Origin of the sequence: Brevibacterium daeguense (genome assembly GCF_021729135.1) — a bacterium.
Taxonomy (GTDB): domain Bacteria; phylum Actinomycetota; class Actinomycetes; order Actinomycetales; family Brevibacteriaceae; genus Brevibacterium; species Brevibacterium daeguense.
Window position 1 is genome coordinate 72327 of sequence record NZ_JAJTWW010000009.1, and the last position, 16343, is coordinate 88669.

The 16343-nt window shown below is 69.7% G+C and carries 14 protein-coding genes; 6 read left to right on the forward strand and 8 right to left on the reverse strand.

Annotated elements, in window-relative coordinates; genetic code table 11:
- Nucleotide 1 precedes the first annotated feature (1 nt).
- From pstC to LXN01_RS09240, 6 genes are all read right to left on the reverse strand, one after another.
- The gene (pstC, locus tag LXN01_RS09215) at nt 2-961 is read right to left on the reverse strand and encodes a phosphate ABC transporter permease subunit PstC (protein ID WP_272902349.1); all 960 of its coding nucleotides are present in this window, start codon (nt 959-961) and stop codon (nt 2-4) included.
- Nucleotides 962-1054: 93 nt separating this feature from the next.
- Nucleotides 1055-2173 carry a phosphate ABC transporter substrate-binding protein PstS gene (gene pstS / locus LXN01_RS09220; protein WP_236864372.1) on the reverse strand — a complete coding sequence of 373 codons (1119 nt, stop codon included), beginning with the start codon at nt 2171-2173 and terminating at the stop codon, nt 1055-1057.
- A 167-nt stretch (nt 2174-2340) separates the two neighbouring features.
- On the reverse strand, nt 2341-3321 hold the full coding sequence (locus tag LXN01_RS09225; RefSeq protein ID WP_236864373.1) for an NUDIX hydrolase: 981 nt from the start codon (nt 3319-3321) through the stop codon (nt 2341-2343).
- Complete coding sequence (locus tag LXN01_RS09230) at nt 3318-5465, reverse strand: RNA degradosome polyphosphate kinase (protein ID WP_236864374.1); 2148 nt, start codon at nt 5463-5465, stop codon at nt 3318-3320. The genes LXN01_RS09225 and LXN01_RS09230 overlap by 4 nt, the downstream gene beginning before the upstream one ends.
- Before the next feature lie 2 nt (nt 5466-5467).
- A complete protein-coding gene (mshD, locus tag LXN01_RS09235) occupies nt 5468-6385 on the reverse strand; it encodes a mycothiol synthase (protein ID WP_236864375.1) in 918 nt (305 codons plus the stop codon).
- Nucleotides 6372-7034 carry a winged helix-turn-helix transcriptional regulator gene (locus tag LXN01_RS09240; protein WP_236864616.1) on the reverse strand — a complete coding sequence of 221 codons (663 nt, stop codon included), beginning with the start codon at nt 7032-7034 and terminating at the stop codon, nt 6372-6374. The genes mshD and LXN01_RS09240 overlap by 14 nt, the downstream gene beginning before the upstream one ends.
- 138 nt (nt 7035-7172) lie before the next feature.
- Here LXN01_RS09240 and LXN01_RS09245 point away from each other — a divergent pair, with 138 nt between their 5' ends.
- Nucleotides 7173-7964 carry an ammonia permease gene (locus tag LXN01_RS09245; RefSeq protein ID WP_236864376.1) on the forward strand — a complete coding sequence of 264 codons (792 nt, stop codon included), beginning with the start codon at nt 7173-7175 and terminating at the stop codon, nt 7962-7964.
- On the opposite strand, the gene LXN01_RS09250 is transcribed toward LXN01_RS09245, so the two are convergent.
- On the reverse strand, nt 7951-8094 hold the full coding sequence (locus LXN01_RS09250) for a hypothetical protein (protein ID WP_236864377.1): 144 nt from the start codon (nt 8092-8094) through the stop codon (nt 7951-7953). The genes LXN01_RS09245 and LXN01_RS09250 overlap by 14 nt on opposite strands.
- A gap of 119 nt (nt 8095-8213) precedes the next feature.
- Between LXN01_RS09250 and LXN01_RS09255 the strand changes: the two genes are divergently transcribed.
- The 5 genes from LXN01_RS09255 to LXN01_RS09275 all read left to right on the forward strand — a co-directional run bounded on the left by LXN01_RS09255 (nt 8214) and on the right by LXN01_RS09275 (nt 13524).
- Entirely contained in the window at nt 8214-8816 is a 603-nt protein-coding gene (locus LXN01_RS09255; RefSeq protein ID WP_236864378.1) for a nitrobindin family protein, read from the forward strand.
- A 47-nt stretch (nt 8817-8863) separates the two neighbouring features.
- Complete coding sequence (locus LXN01_RS09260; RefSeq protein WP_236864379.1) at nt 8864-9541, forward strand: hypothetical protein; 678 nt, start codon at nt 8864-8866, stop codon at nt 9539-9541.
- Between the two features lie 102 nt (nt 9542-9643).
- Nucleotides 9644-10768, forward strand: coding sequence for a CAF17-like 4Fe-4S cluster assembly/insertion protein YgfZ (gene ygfZ, locus LXN01_RS09265; RefSeq protein ID WP_236864380.1), 1125 nt, complete (start codon nt 9644-9646; stop codon nt 10766-10768).
- 164 nt (nt 10769-10932) lie between these two features.
- Nucleotides 10933-12297, forward strand: coding sequence for a 4-aminobutyrate--2-oxoglutarate transaminase (gabT, locus tag LXN01_RS09270; RefSeq protein WP_236864381.1), 1365 nt, complete (start codon nt 10933-10935; stop codon nt 12295-12297).
- A 102-nt stretch (nt 12298-12399) separates the two neighbouring features.
- Entirely contained in the window at nt 12400-13524 is a 1125-nt protein-coding gene (locus LXN01_RS09275) for an LLM class flavin-dependent oxidoreductase (protein WP_236864382.1), read from the forward strand.
- On the opposite strand, the gene pepN is transcribed toward LXN01_RS09275, so the two are convergent.
- On the reverse strand, nt 13421-16258 hold the full coding sequence (pepN, locus tag LXN01_RS09280; RefSeq protein ID WP_236864383.1) for an aminopeptidase N: 2838 nt from the start codon (nt 16256-16258) through the stop codon (nt 13421-13423). The genes LXN01_RS09275 and pepN overlap by 104 nt on opposite strands.
- Between the last annotated feature and the right edge of the window lie 85 nt (nt 16259-16343).

Sequence of the window (16343 nt, forward strand, 5' to 3'; positions counted from 1 at the left end):
GTCAGTTTCCCTTCACCGTGGTGCGGGCGACGATTGCGCGGGCAGCCATGTTGACCAGGAGTGTGATGACGAAGAGCACCAGGCCGATCGAGATCAGCTCCGACAGTCGCAGGCCTGCGGCCTCGGGGAAGTTCTGGGCGATCTCCGAGGCGATCGTCTGGTTTCCGGTGACGACCAGAGACCAGGTGAATGCGCCCGAGGACAGGATCATCGCTACCGCCATCGTCTCACCGAGGGCGCGTCCGAGTCCGAGCATGATCGCCGAGGAGATGCCCGAGGCGCCGAAGGGCAGGACGGCCATCCGGATCATCTCCCAGCGGGTGGCTCCGAGGGCGAGCGCCGCCTCCTCCTGCAGGCGCGGCGTCTGCAGGAAGACCTCCCGGACCAGCGAGGTGATGATCGGCAGGATCATGATCGCCAGCACCAGGGATGCCGTCAGCATCGTCCGCCCGGTCTGGGAGACAGTGCCCTCCGCGTCCGGGGCGAAGATCGGGATCCAGCCGAGGTTTTCGGCCAGCCAGCGGTAGACCGGAACGAGGTTGCCGGCCAGGGCCAGGCCCCACAGGCCGTACACGACCGAGGGGATCGCTGCCAGCAGGTCGATGGTGTAACCGAGGAACGGCGCGAGCCGGCGCGGCGACATGTGACTGGTGAACAGGGCAATGCCCAGGGCGAACGGGGTCGCCACGATGAGCGCGATCACCGCGGAGATCAGCGTACCCAGGATCAGAGGCCACACGTACTTGAAGAAGCCGCCGCCGGTGATCTGCTCGGGATCGGTCGTCTGAGCTCCGATGACCGGCCAGGACTGGATCAGCAGAAAGATGGCTACGCCGGCGAGAGTCAGCAGGATCAGGATGCCTGCCGCCAGGGTGAGCGCGGAGAACACGCGGTCGCCGATGCGGACAACTGGTCTGGACTGTGCGGTCGGCTCGGACTTGGCCGGTGCGCTGGTAGCCAAGGGAACTCCTCAGGATAGGACTGGTGATGAACCGTCGCGGCGGCGCAGCGCAATTTCTGCGCTGCGCCGCCTACGAATCAGCGCCGGGAACGATTACTCAGCGACCTGGATCATGTCGATGATCTCGGTGATCTGCCCGCGCAGATCCTCGGAGATCGGAGCGGAACCGGCCGACTCTGCCGCCGACTGCTGGCCCTCTTCGGAGATCACGAAGTTCTGCCATGCCTTGACCATGTCCACGGTGTTCTGATCGCCATAGGTGGAGCAGACGAGGTGGTAGGACACGAGCACGATCGGGTACGTACCCGACTCGGTGGTGTCGCGAGCCAGGTCGAAGGCGAGATCGCCCTCGCCGCGGCCTTCGGCGACCTCGGAGGCGTCGACGACAGCAGCAGCGGCTTCGGGGGAGTACTCGACGTACTCCTCGCCGACTCCCACAGCCACGGTGCCGAGCTCTCCGACGGCCGAAGCGTCCGCGTAGCCGATTGCGCCGTCGGTGTCGCTGACGGTCTGCACCACACCGTCGGTGCCCTGCGAGGCTTCGCCTCCGTAATCCGAAGGCCAGTCACCGCTGACTTCCGCATCCCAGACGTCACCGGCGGCCTGAGACAGGTAATCGACGAAGTTCTCGGTGGTTCCGGACTCATCGGAGCGGTGCACCGGCGTGATGGGGGTGTCGGGGAGCTCGACATCCGGGTTCTCGTCGGCGATGGCCTGATCGTTCCAGGTGGTGACCTCGCCCTTGAAGACCTTGGCGATGAGCTCGGGCGACATGTTGACGCTGTCGACGCCCTCGAGGTTGAAGGCGACGGCGATCGGGGAGATGTAGACCGGGTACTCGAACGCTCCGTCCGGGCCGCAGACGTCCTTGGCGGTCTCGAGCTCTTCCTCGTCCAGCGCGGCATCCGAGCCTGCGAACTGGGCATTTCCGGCGAGGAACTGCTCGCGGCCGGCGCCCGAGCCGTCCGGGGAGTACTGGACCTGGACGTTCGGCTGCACTGAGCCGAAGTCGGCGATCCAGGCATCCATCGCGGCCTTCTGCGAGGAGGCGCCGATGCCGGTCAGGGTGCCGGAGAGCTCTTCCTGCTGCTGCTCCTCACCGCCGGTGTTCTCCTGGGATTCGCCGGTGGCGGAGCCGCCGCCGCAGGCGGAGAGGGTCAGGGCGCCGACTGCAGCGACTGCAGCGGCAGGTGCGAAACGCGTAAGCTTCACGAGATGCCTTTCGTGTGAAAACAGGGGGTTCGGGGCGCTCGCCCCTCGTGCACTGCAACGCTACGAGCGGCGCGTGACCTGCAAACAGGTGCGAGGTGAATGAACGGTGAACTGGCCTCCAAATTGCCCTGGGAAAACTGAGGGATTCGTCACAATTCGCATGAGCGTCACTCCCAGGAGTCGATCGGTCGGTAGCGCTCGAACTCCACGATGCGCGGCACCGGGCCCGGCCGGATGTAGGCGACGAGGATCTCTCCCGGATTCATGTACGGGTCCCGGTGCGGCAGTCGCGCGGCCAGCCCCTCGGGGGCATTGGCGGAAAGGGTCTCCAGCACGGTGGGCAGCACCGGCCGGTGCGTGCACACGACCGTCGACTTGCCCTTCGCGAGGATCTTCTCCAGCGCCTTGACGGTCTTGCGAGGATCGGCGGCATTGGCCTTCTCGCTGAAGGCGCCGTTGGTCTTGATGGACTTGCCGGTCGCGACGGCGAACGGCTTGAGCGTGGCCACGCACCGTTTCCACGGGCTGGAGATCACGCGTTTGAGGTCCCAGGCGGCCAGCAGCCCGGTGAGCGCCATGGACTGGCGGGTACCCAGCGCCAGCAGCGGGCGAACGTGCTCGGTCTCGTGCCATTTCGCCCGCGGGAACGCCTTGCCATGGCGGACGATGATGAGCGGCCATGCGCGCAGGCTGCCGTTGTGCCAGGCGAGCTCGAGCCGGTCGAGCTGATGCCGATCGGAGAATCGGGTGAGGCGGGCGCGAGCCCTGTCGGCCGGGAACCACTCCGCGTGGTCGATCTCCGCCGGGTTCTCGGGTCGGGGCTCCTGATCGCGTCTGACCTCCGCCGACCAGTAGCTCACGTGCTTCGTCAGCGATCGGCCCCCCGGGTCGCGCGCAGATGGCAGGGGCAGACCCAGTCCGACCTGATAGCCGGTCTCCTCGAGCACCTCGCGCACGGCGCACTCCGGGAGGGTCTCGCCCTTGTCGACCTTGCCCTTCGGCCAGGACCAGTCGTTGTAGCGCGGGCGGTGGACCAGCAGCACCTCTAGCTGCCCGCCGACCTCGCGCCAGCACACCGCCCCGCCCGCCAGCACGTCGGCCTGCAGGCGCGCCGACTCCTCGGCGTTGCTGACGGGGGAGGGGCTCATGCCTGCGGCACCGTGCGCCGCCGATGGTGACGCCGGATCAGCTCGGACTGGTAGTCGTCGAGGCGGTTGCCCTCCGTGTCCTCGTAGTGGCGGTTCCAGATGCCGCCCGGCCCCAGGTGGAACGACGAGGTGGTGGGGGCGAAGGCCAGATCGAACAGCCCGTCGATCTCGGCGATGTGCTCCGGCGAGGTGAGGCGGACGAGTGCCTCGACCCGGCGGTCCAGATTCCGGTGCATGAGGTCGGCGGATCCGATGTAGACGGTCAGCTCCGAACGTGCGCTGCCGAACACGAACAGCCGTGAGTGCTCGAGGTAGCGGCCGAGCACCGAGCGGACCTGGATGTTCTCGCTCAGCCCCTTGATGCCCGGGCGGATCGAGCAGATCCCGCGCACGAACAGCTCGACCTGCACCCCGGCCCGGGATGCGAGGTAGAGCGCGTCGATGATCGCCTCGTCGACGATCGAGTTGACCTTGATCCGGATGCTCGCGGGCCTGCCGGCGCGGGCATGCTCCGTCTCCGCGGTGATGTGCTCGAGCAGGCCCTCGCGGACCATCGACGGAGCCACGAGGAGGCGTGAGTAGTCGGCGTGCGGTGCGTAGCCGGACAGCTGATTGAACAGCTTGGTGAGGTCCTGCCCCACCTCCCGGTCCTGCGTGAGCAGCCCGAAGTCCTCGTAGCCGCGGGCGGTCTTGGGATGGTAGTTGCCGGTGCCCACGTGGCAGTAGCGGACCAGCCCGCTGGCCTCCTGCCGAATCACCAGCGAGAGCTTGGCATGGGTCTTGAGCCCGACGATTCCGTAGACGACGTGGACACCTGCGCGCTCGAGCTGACGCGCCCAGGTGATGTTGGCCTCCTCGTCGAAGCGCGCCTTGATCTCGACCACCGCCAGCACCTGCTTGCCGGCCTGGGCGGCGTCGATGAGCGCATCGATGATCGGGGAGTCGCCCGACGTCCGGTACAGGGTCTGCTTGATCGCCAGCACCTTCGGGTCCGCGGCCGCCTGCTCGAGGAAGGCCTGGACGCTGGTGGAGAACGAATCGTAGGGGTGGTGCAGCAGGATGTCACGCTCGCGCATCGCCTCGAAGATGTCGACCTGCTCGGAGGACTCCGTCTGCGACAGGTACCGATTCATCGCCGGCACCGCTTTGGGGAAGTGGAGGTCGTCGCGATTGATGTCGGCGATGACGGTCAGCCCGCGCATGTCCAGCGGGTTCGGCAGCTCGTAGATCTCGCTGTCGTCGATCCCCAGCTCGCTCTTCAGCAGCTCCCGGATCCGCGGATGCAGGTCCTCGGTGACCTCCAGCCGGACGGCCGGTCCGAAGCGGCGCCGCAGGAGTTCCTTCTCGAGCGCCTTGAGCAGGTTCTCGGCATCGTCCTCCTCGACCTCGAGGTCTTCGTTGCGAGTGACCCGGAACAGTGAGTGGTCGAGGATCTCCATGCCCTCGAAGAGCTGGCCGAGGTTGGCGGCGATGATGTCCTCGAGCGCCAGCAGGCGGGCGGGGAATTCGGCGCTGGCCTGCCGGGAATCCGCGGTGGCGGACACGTTGATGAAGCGGGGGAGGATCTGGGGGACCTTGACGCGGGCGAACACCTCGTTGCCGGTGTGGGGATGCTTGAGCAGGACTCCGAGGTTGAGCGAGAGCCCGGAGATATAGGGGAAGGGGTGGGCCGGGTCGACGGCGAGCGGGGTCAGCACCGGGAACACCCGGGTCTGGAAGAACTCGTCGACGAGGACCCGCTCGTCGCTCGTGAGCTCGTGCATCGACACGGGGTAGATGCCCTCGTCGCGCAGCTTGGGGCCGATGTCGGACTTGAGCAGTTCGGCATGGCGCTCCATCAGCTGATGGGAGTGCTTGCCGAGCGAGCGCATCACCGCCCGCGGCTGCGCACCGGTGATCGATGGCACCGCCAGTCCGGTGGCGATCCTCCGCTTGAGGCCGGCGACCCGGACCATGAAGAACTCGTCGAGGTTCGAGGCGAAGATCGACAGGAAGTTGACCCGCTCCAGGAGCGGCATCTGCTGGTCCGCGGCCATCTCCAGCACGCGCTCGTTGAAGGCCAGCCAGCTGAGCTCGCGGTCGAGGAATCTGTCAGGAGGGGCGGGGAGCTCGTGCTCCTGGCCGAAGGCCGTGACGTCGTACATGCTCAGGACTCCTGGGTTCGCTGCGGCGGGGCATAGCTGACGTGGACGATCGTATGGGTGAAGCCGAGCGACTCGTACAGGCGCCTGGCGGGCACGTTGTCGCTCTCCACGTACAGCTCGATGGCCCCGGCCCCGAGGTCCCGCAGGCGGTGCATGCCGGCCAGCGTCAGCGCCCGGCCCAGCCCGCGGGCGTGGGCCTGCGGGTCGACGCCGATGACGTACACCTCACCGGTCACCGTGCCGGAGGGGTGGTCCCGGTGGAGCTTGAGCTGATGGAAGCCGACGACCTGGCCGTCCCGCTCGGCGATGATCACGTCTTCGGGGGAGAAACCGGGGGCGGAGACGATCGCGTCGATATCGGCCCGCGTCTGCCCGCCCTGCTCGGGATGCCAGTCGAATGCGGCATTGTTGACCCGCAGCCACCCGTCCTCGTCCCCGGGGCGGAACGGGCGGATGGCAGTGCCGGCGGGCGCCTCGGTAGCGGGCAGCGACAGCCGGGTCAGGGGATCGGTGTGGAGCTGGAGGAGCTCGCGCTCGCGGGCGTAGCCCAGGCGGTCGGCGAGGTGTGCTGCCGCAGGATGGTCGCCGTGGGACCAGAACCAGCTGGGCCGCCCGGAGGCCAGCAGCGCCGCATGCATCTGCTCGATGAGCCGGCCCCCGAGCCCGCGGCCGCGCGCCTCGGGGGCGAGCACCGCCTCGGCGGCGCCGCGCTCACCCTGCTGGGCGGAGATCCCAAAGCCGAGGAGCTCGCCGGCATTCTCTCGCACCTCCCACATCCGGGTGTCGGGTGCGGCGGCGGCCGCCGCATCCAGCAGGCCGTCGGAGATCGGCGGCAGGCCGTCGGCGGCGGTCGCCGCGGACAGGAGCCCCGACACGTCCTCCGGCGCGGAGTCGACGGGTCGGATCTCAGTCCTGGTCATGGGAGTCCTCCTCTATCGCGTGCGGGCTGAATCGGTAGCCCACATTGCGCACGGTGTGGATCATCGAATCGAGCTCAGCCCCCAGTTTGGCACGCAGCCGCCTGATGTGGACATCGACCGTCCGGGTGCCCCCGTAGTAGTCGTATCCCCATACGTCCTGCAGGAGCTGAGCCCGGGTGAACACCCGGCCGGGGTGCTGGGCGAGGAACTTGAGGAGTTCGAACTCCTTGTAGGTCAGATCGATGTGCCGACCGGCGGCCGAGGCGGTGTAGCTGCTCTCGTCGATGATCAGCGGACCGGCGACCGTGAGGCCGGGGTCGTCCTCGACAGCCGGGACGGGAGCGCTGGCCAGCCGCAGCCGCGCCTCGACCTCGGCGGGGCCGGCCTGGGCGAGGATGATGTCGGCCGCCCGCCAGTTCTGGTTCGCCGCGGCGAGTCCGCCCTCGGTGAGCACGATGAGCAGGGGCACCTGCAGGCCGACGGTGTCGAGCCGATCGGCCATCCCGGGCGCCAGTCCGAGGGAGCCGGTGGCGTCGAGCAGCGCGACGTCGCAGGCCGGGGCGCCGAGCAGTGCGGAGGGGTCGGGTCCGCTGTAGTGGATCAGGTGAGGCAGGAACTCCAGGGACCGAAGTGCCGGCGTGCGGTCCATTCCGGGCGCGATGTGCAGGATTCGCACGAGCTGGATTCCCCCTGCCTCAGTGACCTCGACTGTCGGTGAGTATATCGGCGCTCGGCGCGCCCGCCTGCTGAGTACCGGTGGCCGCCGCGGCTTTGGCAGGATGGGGGGATGATGCGATGGATCCGAGTGGCGGTGGCGCTGTGCCTGGTGGCGGCGCTGGGCGTGTCCAGCTTCCTGGGCTTCGCCCCGTTCGCGGTCGCCGCCGGGCTGGTGGTGCTGGCCCTGGCCTACGGCTGGCCGCGGCTGACCGACTCCCCGCAGCCGCGTGCCACCTCGCTGATGCTGCTGGTGCTCGGCTTCGTCGGTCTGGCGACCGTGTGGCTGGCCCCCGGCCCGCCGTATCTCGAATGGCTGCCGCTGGTGACGGGAGTCGGGCTGCTGTGGGCTTTCGTCCAGAACCTCGCCCGAGGCGTGGGCGCCTCGCATGCCGTCGTCAACCTGTCGGCGCAGGTCGCGGGCCTCGTCATCACGCTGTCGGCCGCGAGCTGGCTCGGCGCCATCCTGCTGCCGGGGGACAAGGAGGCCGTCATCGTCGGCCTCGTGGCGCTCATCCTGGCGCAGGCGGCCACCGCGCTGCCGTGGCCGGACCGCTACACCTCTCCGCTGGCCCTGCTGGTGGCCGTGGTGGGTGCGGGCGTGGCCGGCGCACTGATCCCCGACGGCAGCCTGGACCTGTGGGCGGCTCCGGCGCTCGGCGGCGTCATGGGGCTGCTGGTGGCGGCGATCGACCGGATGCTCGGCACGATCGCCGGCTCCCGGTACCAGGCCACCGCCGTCAGGCGTGACCGGCGGCGCGACAAGGCGCGGCGCCTCGCGGTGCAGACTGCGCTCGGCGCCACCCCGATCGCGGTGGGTGGAATCGTCGTGTACGTCCTCGAGCGGATCCTCATGTTCCGCTGACGGGGAAGACGCTCGCCGTCGGGATGGTGGGGCGCTCATCGCCGGCATGGTGGGGCACTCCTTGCGGGAACCCGGCGCTCCTGCGGTGGCCCGGTGAGGGCGCCTCGAGCATGGGTACAATGTCTGCCATGGATAACCTGCTGCTTCTCGAAATCGTGTTCACCGCCCTCGTTGGCCTGGCCGGACTCGGCGCGCTGGGCGTCGGCATCAAGGTCATCACCAACCTGTTCAAGGTGAAGCGCTGATCTGATGGCGATCGAGCTCGACCCGAACCTCAACTCCGAACTCGTCCCGCTGAGCTGGCTGATCGGCTCGTGGGAGGGTGTCGGAGTCGTGGGCTATCCCGGAACGCCGGAGCGGCAGTTCGGGCAGCGGATCGACTTCGCGGCTCCCGACGCCGCCCCCTACCTCCACTACACCGCCCAGGCCTGGCTGCTCGATGACAGCGGTGCGCCGGCGGAGACCCTGACGCTGGAGACCGGGATCTGGCAGCTCGTCCGCGACCGCGCCGATCACGACGCCGGTCCGGGGATGATGGTCCCCACCGCCCCCAACCTCTACCCGGACGCGGCGGCGGTCGAAGGACTGCGCAACGGTGACGGCGACTTCGAGCTCGAAGTCGAGATCGTCCATCCCGGTGGGGTCATGGAGCTCTACGTCGGTCGGGTGCGCGGTCCCCGGATCGACCTCGCCACCGACGTCGTCGCCCGCACCCGGACAGCCAAGGAGTACTCCGCCTCGACGCGGATGTACGGGCTGGTCGAAGGAGAGCTGATGTGGGCCTGGGACATGGCGGCGCTCGGACATGAGCTGACCTCCCACGCCTCGGCGCGCCTGAAGAAGGTCTCCTGACCGCAGCCGCTGACACCACCGTGATCCCGCGGCCCCGCCGGCGGGCAGTGACGCGAGCCGTCGTGATCGGACTCGTGGTGGTGCTGCTGGCGCTGCTGGCCTTCGCCGCGCTGACCGCGGCGCGCATCAACACTCTCGTGAGCCACCTGGAGAGCGCCTCCGAGGCGTCCCAGGATTTCGTCGCCGCCCTCACCGAGGACCCGGAGGGCACCGGCCCCCATCTGGCGGCCGCCCGCACCAGTCTCGATGCCGCGGAGGCGGAGCTGCAGGCGATCCCGCTGGCGCAGCTGGAGTCGCTGCCCTGGCTGGGCCGCAACGTCACTGCCGCCGGGACGGTCATCGACGAGATGCAGGCCGTCGCAGCGGGGTCGGCGCCCGTGCTCGCCGACGCCGCCGAGCTCATCGACTTCGAGACCCTGCGGCCGCGCAGTCCCGGAGCCTCCCCGACCGAATGGCGGGCGACCCTGGAGGACGCGATCGACCTCGTCGAGGCGGTCCCCGGCGCCATCGACACCCTGGGCGAATCCCGCACCGCCGTGGCCGCCATCGACACCGCGGGCCTGCTGCCCCCGGTGCGCGACGCGGTGGAGGACGTCGAGGCGATGCTCGACGAGGCCTACGGCAAGGTCGCGCCGGTCCGGAAGACCTTCAGCGACCTGCGCGACTGGGTCGAGCAGGGCGTCGAGGAGTTCAGCCTGCTCGACCTCATCCGGGGCCTGCTGTGAGTCGCCGCGGCCGCGTCTGCGCCGGCTTCCACAGCTGCCTGACGGCAACCTCGGTCAGCTGCGATGACGCGTACGCGATGACCCAATGAAAGGACAAGGGCAATGAATGCACTGCGGTTCCCCCGCTCGAGCGCCGTCATGGGAGAGGGCGCCCACTCCGAGGAGGTCGCCCACTTCGGCAACCCGCTGCGCGAGCAGCGGCTGCTGACCATGCGCCGCGCGGTCGCGGACCTGTCCGCCATCCGGGTGCTGACCCTCACCGGTCCGGACGCTCTGACCTGGCTCAACTCGCTGACCACGCAGAAGGTCGACACCCTGGCGGCGGGCGCCTCGACGGAGACGCTCGTGCTCTCGCCGACGGGACACATCGAGCACTGGCTGCGGGTGCTCAACGACGGGGAGCGGCTGTGGCTGCTGACCGACGGCGACGCCGAGGCCGCGGCGGCCTTCCTGGAGTCGATGAAGTTCATGATGCGCGTCGAGCTCACCGACGTCAGCGCCGACCACCAGTGCGTGGGCGTGCTCGGCGAGCTGCCGGCGTCCTTGCCGGCGGTCGTGACCTGGGACGACCCGTGGCCGAACATCGGTGAGGGGTCCGCCTCCTACGCCCTCGTCGACGCCGGGATGCCGGTCGCCTCGCCGGAGCACCCCGGCAGCGAATACGACTTCCGAATCGCGGTGTGCCGCCGGGATGCCCTGCAGTCGTGGGATCCGGCCGCGGCCGACCGGGAGGTCGCCGGGCGCGACGCCTGGGAGGCGCTCCGGGTGGCGGCATGGCGGCCGTCGGTCGCGGAGGTCGACCACAAGGCGCTGGTCGGCGAGCTCGACGCGCTGCGCACCGCGGTGCACCTGGCCAAGGGGTGCTATCGCGGGCAGGAGGCCGTCGCCCGCATCCACAACCTCGGGCAGCCTCCGCGGCGCCTCGTGTTCCTCCACCTCGATGGGTCCGGCCACATGCTCCCTCAGGCCGGTGCCGAGGTGCACGCCGAGCAGCGCGGCAGCGTGCGCCCGGTCGGCCAACTGACCTCGGTGGCGATGCACCACGAGCTCGGGCCGATCGCCCTGGCACTGGTCAAGCGCACCCTCGATGAGGGCGTCGAGGTGCTCGTCGACGTCGCCGGCGAGGAGCGGATCACGGCTGCGCCGGAGACGATCGTGGTGACCAAGCGGGAGAACCGGACCGGTCTGCCGCCGCGCAACCCCGACGCCGATCAGCGTCGCCGCTGACCGGCCGCCGGCGGACCGGCCACTGTCCGCCGCTGACCGCCGCGGACCGGCGGCCGACCGGCGGTGCGGTCTGGGGCCCGTGGCGGTCCGTCATGTGGGCTGCGGCGCCTCGGAGGGCGACCCCTGCATGACAACCCCCGAATCGACGGTCTAGTGTTTCGCTTATGACCACCTTGGAGAAGGGCGGCGCTGAGCTGCCACAGGAACGCGCAATCGTCACCGAGATCCCCGGACCGAAGTCCCGGGAGCTGGAAGCACGCCGCTCGACGGCAGTTGCCGCCGGAGTCGCCTCGAGCCTTCCGGCGTACATCGTCGCCGCGGGCGGCGGCATCCTCAAGGACGTCGACGGCAATCAGATCATCGACCTGGGCTCGGGAATCGCGGTGACCACGGTCGGCAACGCCAACCCGCGGGTCGTTCAGCGGGCTCAGAAGCAGCTGGCGGCATTCACCCACACCTGCTTCATGGTCAACCCGTACGAGGCCTACGTCGAGGTCGCGGAGGCGCTCAACCGGCTCACCCCCGGCAGCTTCGAGAAGCGCACGGTGCTGCTGAACTCCGGCGCGGAGGCCGTCGAGAACGCGGTGAAGATCGCCCGCGCCCACACCATGCGCGACGCCGTCGTGGTGTTCGACCACGCCTACCACGGCCGCACCAACCTCACCATGGCGATGACCTCGAAGGCCCACCCGTACAAGGCCGGGTTCGGCCCGTTCGCCGGCGAGGTCTACCGCGCCCCGATGTCCTATCCCTACCGGGACAACCGGGCCGCCGGCACGAAGGTGTCCGGCGAGGAGGCGGCGGTGCGGGCGATCAGCATGATCGAGAAGCAGATCGGCTCGGAGAACGTCGCCGCGATCGTCATCGAGCCCATCCAGGGCGAGGGCGGCTTCATCGTTCCCGCCGAGGGCTTCCTGCCCAAGCTCGTCGAGTACGCTCGTGCCGCCGGCATCGTGTTCGTCGCCGACGAGGTGCAGTCGGGCTTCGCCCGCACCGGCAGGATGTTCGCCTCGGAGTGGGAGGGCATCGAGCCCGATCTCGTCGCCACGGCCAAGGGAATCGCCGGCGGCCTGCCGCTGTCGGCGGTCACCGGGCGTGCGGAGATCATGGACTCCGTGGGCCCCGGCGGGCTGGGCGGCACCTACGGCGGCAACCCGGTCGCCGCCGCGGCCGCGCTCGGCACGATCGAGAGCTACGAGCAGGACGGACTGGTCGGCCGCGCGGAGCAGCTCGGCGAGATCATGGTCGACCGGCTGACCAGGCTGCAGTCGAAGCACTCGGAGATCGGCGATCTGCGCGGCCGGGGCGCCATGCAGGCTGTCGAGCTCGTCAGCGGGGATTCGCACGAGCCCAACCCGGCGCTCGCCAAGGCCGTGGCGGAGCACGCCGCGAAGAACGCCGTGCTCGTCCTCGTCACCGGCACCTACGGCAACGTGCTGCGGTTCCTGCCGCCGCTGGACATCAGCGACGAGCTGATGGCCGACGCCTTCGACGTGCTGGAAGAGGCCTTCGCCCAGGCGCTGGCCTGACCCGGCAGGCGTGAGACCGCAGGGTGCGCGGCGCCGCCGACACCCTGGCTTTCCACGCGGACACCGCGGAATTACCGGCGGCGGGCCGGTGTTGGAGCTGATATGAGCATTCCTCCTGATCAGCATCCTGACACCCCCGCCGCTTCCGCGTCTCCTCTCAAGCTGTCCGTGCTGGACCTCGTGTCCGTGCGCCAGGGTCAGACCACCGGTCAGGCCATGCGCGCGTCCAAGGCGATCGTCGACACCGCCGACCGTCTCGGCTTCACCCGCTACTGGGTCGCCGAGCATCACAACATGCCCTCGGTGGCCTCGACCGAGCCGGGCATCGAGCTGATGTACTTCGGCCAGGGTACCGAGCGGATCCGGCTCGGCTCGGGCGGCGTGATGCTGCCCAACCATGCCCCGCTGGCGATCGCCGAGCAGTTCGCCCTCCTCACCGCCGTCTACGGCGACCGCATCGACTTGGGCATCGGTCGCGCACCGGGCACCGACCCCATCACCTCGGCGGCGATGCGGGGCCACCTGGGCGAGGGCCGGATGGTCGACCGCTCCGGGAACCCCATCGATCCCGTCGAGCAGTTCCCCCAGCACGTGATGGACATCCTGGCCCTGCTCCGGCCGGAAGGCGCGGAGGTGCGCCTGACGGGGGACCGAGTCCATGTGCTCAGGCCGACCCCCGAGCTCGATGCCGTCCCGCAGATGTGGCTGCTCGGCTCCAGCGGCTATTCGGCGCAGCTCGCCGCGGCGCTCGGCCTGCCGTACGTCTTTGCTCATCACTTCGCCGGCCGCGGCACCGAAGCCGCCCTCAACCTGTACCGCGATTCGTTCACCGCGACCGAGCACGGCAGCACGCCGCGGACCTTCGTGACGGTGAACGCCTCAGTCGCCGACACCGAGGAGGAGGCGCGACTGCTCGCCGAGCCCTACATGTACACCATGGCGAGCCTGCGGGTGGGCACCCCGATGGAGCGCCTGCGCAACGTCGGCGAGGACGTGCGGTCGGTGATGACGGACGGGCACCGGCACGTGGCCGAGCCCATGGTCAGGACCTGGGCCGTCGGCACGCCGCAGCAGGTCGCCGCTCAGCTGCGGGAGACTGCCGCGGAGTTCGGTGTCGACGAGGTCATGATCCAGCCGGTCGCCGGGGCGTACCCGGAGGACCCTGTCGACGCGTGGCCCGCTCGGATCCGGACCCTCGAGCTGCTCGCCGCGGAGGTGCTTGCCTGAGGCGGATCGACCGCAGCAGGTCGTGGCGCAGCTCGACGAGCAGTCGGCGCTGCGCCGCGGGCGCCTCGGGGTGGTCCTCCAGCCATGCATCGGTGCGGGTGAGTACGTGCTCCGGGTGCAGCGACCAGTGGGGGTACAGGCCAACGACCAGGCGGCGCGCGATCTCGATCGATCGGGTTTGCCAGATGTCGCCGAGCAGCTCGAAGTAGGGTTCCACGAAGCCCTCGGTCAGCGGCAGGCCGGCCGGACTGGTGAAGCCGGCGATCCGCGCCGAGATCATGTCGTTGCTCAGGTCGGTGCGCTCCGTCGCGTCGGTGAAGGCCCGCATCTTCGCGATCGCCAGCGGCTGCGCCGCCGTCGCGGCCGCCGCATGGAGGGCGCCGGTGCCGGTGTTGTCGGCGGCGGCCTCCCTCCGGATGTCGTCGAGATCCGCCCAGCCCAGGCAGATGAGGGCTGTCAGCGCCTGCCAGCGCAGGGAGTGGTCGGCGACCAGCCCGGAGGTCTCGCCGGTCATCGTCGAACCCACCGGCGTGGCCAGGATCTGCGATGCGAACTCGCGCCCTGCGGTGACGGCCGGGCCGGTGACATCCGGTTCTGCGGTGCGCCTGACCAGGCTGAGCACGGTGCCGGCGCGGTCGAGCTGCGCGTCCGAACCCGCCGGAGCAGCCGCCAGCGCGTCGAGGGCGGCGCCCAGCACTCCCGCAACGGCCTCGGAATGGTCCCAGGGCGAGATCCAGCGATCCAGAGTTGTCAGCATCTGGGCGCGCAGTCCGGCCGCGATCCCGGCGTGGGGCTCCTTGGCCAGCGCTCGCGTGTAGGCGATGAGGAACTCGGGCACCGGCAGCAGTCCGTCGCGCAGTGCGTTGGTCAGAGCCGACCACACGAGCGCGCGATCGAGCGGGTCCGGGAGACGGGTGACCGAGCGCAGCGCCGTCGCCGTCGAGACCTCATCGAGGCGGACCTTGCAGTAGTCGTGGTCGCCGTGGTTGAGCAGCAGGAGGTCGGGCCGGCGAGTGCCCCCGAGCTCGGGCACGTCGCAGGATTCGACCGCGAAGTCGAGCGGCCAGGTCTCCGTGAGGACCAGCCGGGACCCGCGACGGCTGAACCCCGCCAGCGTCAGTCGATGCGGCCGGACGACCTCGGCATCGGACGCGCCCGCCCGCGTCGGCAGACCGGCACCCGAGTCGCCCGCCCGCGCCGGCAGACCGGCATTCGAGTCGCCCGCCCGCGCCAGCAAGCCGGCATTCGAGTCGCCCGCCCCCGCTGCCGAGCCGGTGACCGCCTCGGGATCGGAGTTGCGCTGCCGGAGCCGGCCGCCGGTCATGACTCCCGCCTGGTCGCTCTCCACAGCCAGCGCGATCTCCGACACCCCGGTGGTGGTCAGCCAGGTCTCCGCCCAGCGGCGGACGTCGCGCTGCGGGGCGGCGGCCGCCAGCGTCTCGAGGAAGTCGGCCAGGGAGGCGGTGCCGAACTCGTGGGCGCGGAAGTAGCTGCGGCTGCCGGCGAGGAACGCGTCCTTGCCGACGAAGGCGACGAGCTGCACCAGCACCGAGGCTCCCTTGGCATAAGTGATGCCATCGAAGTTGAGCTTGGCGGCCTCGACGTCGGGGATGTCCGCCACGATCGGGTGCGTGGTCGGATACTGGTCCTGCCGGTACGCCCAGTCCTTGCGGCGCAGGGCGAAGGTGACCCAGGCGTCGCTGTACTCGGTGGCCTCGGCGAGCGCCAGCGTGCCCATGTAGTCCGCGAAGGACTCCTTGAGCCACAGGTCGTCCCACCACTCCATCGTGACGAGATCGCCGAACCACATGTGCGCCATCTCATGGAGGATGGTCCCGGCGCGGGACTCGTGCATGGCACGCGTGACCTTGTCCCGGAAGATCAGGGAGTCGGTGAAGGTCACCAGCCCGGGGTTCTCCATCGCCCCGAGGTTGTACTCCGGAACGAAGATCTGGTCGTACTTGCCCCAGGGGTAGGGGTAGTCGAACTGCGCGTGGAAGAAGTCGAGGCCTTGGGCGGTGACCCGGAAGATGCTCTCGGCATCCATGTGCGCCGCCAGGGAGGCGCGGGCGTAGACGCCCAGCGGAATCTCCTCGCCCGTCGAGGGGTGCCGGTACGTGCTGTGGGCAGCGGCGTAGTGGCCGGCGGCGATGCACGTGATGTAGCTCGACTGCACACGGGTGGGCTCGAAGACGTGGCGGGTGACGCCGGGCCCGGCCGCACCGGCGGTGGCGGCGGAGGAGTTGCCGAGCACCGTGAAGTCATCGGGCGCCAGGACGGTGAAGGAGAAGCGCGCCTTGAGGTCCGGCTGGTCGAAGTTGGCGAACACCCGCCGAGCGTCGGTCGGCTCGTACTGGGTGTAGAGATAGACCTTGTCGTCAGCGGGGTCGAAGAAGCGGTGGAGGCCTTCCCCCGTGCGCGAGTAGGCGGCGTGCGCGTGGACTTCCAGGACGTTGTCCCCGGCGCGGACCGGGAAGCGCAGCCGCGCGCCGTCGAACACCTGCGCCGGGTCGAGCGCGGTGCCGTTGACGGTGACCCGGACGACCTCCTCGGCGATGAGGTCGATGAAGGTGTCGGAATCGGAGCGAGCGGTGAACTCGACCGTGGTGGTCGAGTCGAAGGTCGTGCGCTCGCGGTCGGCGGCGCCTGACAGGTCGAGGACCACGAAGTACCGGGACACCTCCAGGAGTGCGGTGCGAGCGCGCGCCTCCTCACGGGTCAGGTTCGTCGTCATGAGGCCTCCTTCAGCGGCAGCGTTTCCCAGCATGCCATACATCGTTCGCCGAGGCGCCGGCTGGTCTGTCGAGGTGCCGGCTGGT

Excerpts from the sequence above, each read along its gene's own strand:
- LXN01_RS09225 (WP_236864373.1), bottom strand. The coding sequence starts at position 3,321 with ATGAGCCCCTCCCCCGTCAGCAACGCCGAGGAGTCGGCGCGCCTGCAG.
- LXN01_RS09230 (WP_236864374.1), bottom strand. The coding sequence starts at position 5,465 with ATGTACGACGTCACGGCCTTCGGCCAGGAGCACGAGCTCCCCGCCCCT.
- mshD (WP_236864375.1), bottom strand. The coding sequence starts at position 6,385 with ATGACCAGGACTGAGATCCGACCCGTCGACTCCGCGCCGGAGGACGTG.
- LXN01_RS09240 (WP_236864616.1), bottom strand. The coding sequence starts at position 7,034 with ATGGACCGCACGCCGGCACTTCGGTCCCTGGAGTTCCTGCCTCACCTG.
- LXN01_RS09245 (WP_236864376.1), top strand. The coding sequence starts at position 7,173 with ATGATGCGATGGATCCGAGTGGCGGTGGCGCTGTGCCTGGTGGCGGCG.
- LXN01_RS09250 (WP_236864377.1), bottom strand. The coding sequence starts at position 8,094 with ATGGCAGACATTGTACCCATGCTCGAGGCGCCCTCACCGGGCCACCGC.
- LXN01_RS09255 (WP_236864378.1), top strand. The coding sequence starts at position 8,214 with ATGGCGATCGAGCTCGACCCGAACCTCAACTCCGAACTCGTCCCGCTG.
- ygfZ (WP_236864380.1), top strand. The coding sequence starts at position 9,644 with ATGAATGCACTGCGGTTCCCCCGCTCGAGCGCCGTCATGGGAGAGGGC.
- gabT (WP_236864381.1), top strand. The coding sequence starts at position 10,933 with ATGACCACCTTGGAGAAGGGCGGCGCTGAGCTGCCACAGGAACGCGCA.
- LXN01_RS09275 (WP_236864382.1), top strand. The coding sequence starts at position 12,400 with ATGAGCATTCCTCCTGATCAGCATCCTGACACCCCCGCCGCTTCCGCG.
- pepN (WP_236864383.1), bottom strand. The coding sequence starts at position 16,258 with ATGACGACGAACCTGACCCGTGAGGAGGCGCGCGCTCGCACCGCACTC.